Origin of the sequence: Pectobacterium brasiliense (assembly GCF_013449685.1) — a bacterium.
Taxonomy (GTDB): domain Bacteria; phylum Pseudomonadota; class Gammaproteobacteria; order Enterobacterales; family Enterobacteriaceae; genus Pectobacterium; species Pectobacterium brasiliense_A.
The window spans coordinates 1991-2945 of the sequence record NZ_JACDSF010000106.1 but is presented as its reverse complement, the minus strand read 5'-3'; the positions used below and the strand labels follow the sequence as shown (position 1 = coordinate 2945).

Sequence of the window (955 nt, the reverse complement as noted above, 5' to 3'; positions counted from 1 at the left end):
TTTTCTGGGCTGCACCATCGTCACCTGTCTTCGATGGATGAGCGGCACCGGGCGTTATGGGCTGCGTGCCTTTAGGTAGTTCTATCGTTTCCTTATCATCTTGCGGCGTGCCTTTATCTTTGCTTTTTGCTTCATCAGATTTTTGTTGTGGTTTTTTATCGCTGCTGGATTCACTAATCGATGAATGATGCATTGTGATATCGCAATACGAAACAAAAGTGCGTTATTCTCAGAACACGCCTTACACTTACCGTCCTTTTATGGCTGACGTGATAAACGAGACTATGCAGACAGAAGAACAGCGCCGAGCGTTTGGTCAACGACTTAAAGCATTGCGTAACCAGCAACGCCGGACACAGAAGGAAGTGGCTGCCCTGATTGGGTTGCAGCGTTCCCAGTACAACAAGTACGAGTCGGGGATGCACATTCCTCCGGCAGATAAGCTCATTCAACTCGCTGAGCTGTTCGCCACAACGATTGATTATCTCTTACTTGACTCACATGATGAACGGACGCCGATTAGCAATACACGACTCATGGAGCGGTTTAAGGCGCTGGCTCAGTGCCCACCAGATGAGCAGGAGATGGTGATTAAGCTGATAGATGCCGTGATTATGAAGCACCGTATCGAATCGGCGATACGCCCGATTGATCAGGAGAAAAACAGCTAACACAAACGATTTTTCAGCGCGGGGCTGATGCGCGGCCCCCACCACTCTCCGCACAGTGACGTTCAAGTGCTGCAATTCAAAGCCAACAATGCGGCAATAAACGGGTTCCTTACAAAAATACGTCAAGATTTATTTTGATTCGATAATCGATACATTATATATTCGTATTACGATATAAAGGTGAGTCATTTTCAAAACACACCTGACACTTGGAGCACCTGATGGCTGACATGGTAGATAAGATTATGCAGACCGAAGACCAGCGCCGAGCGTTTGGTCAACGA

General features: G+C 47.3%; 2 protein-coding genes. One reads left to right on the top strand and one right to left on the bottom strand.

Annotated elements, in window-relative coordinates; translation table 11 throughout:
* Nucleotides 1–193: hypothetical protein (locus H0248_RS21455; protein ID WP_180787418.1), on the bottom strand; the 193-nt coding region annotated here is incomplete at its 3' end.
* A 67-nt stretch (nt 194–260) separates the two neighbouring features.
* On the opposite strand from H0248_RS21455, the gene H0248_RS21450 reads away from it, so the two are divergent.
* A complete protein-coding gene (locus H0248_RS21450; RefSeq protein WP_180787417.1) occupies nt 261–671 on the top strand; it encodes a helix-turn-helix domain-containing protein in 411 nt (136 codons plus the stop codon).
* Nucleotides 672–955 lie beyond the last annotated feature (284 nt).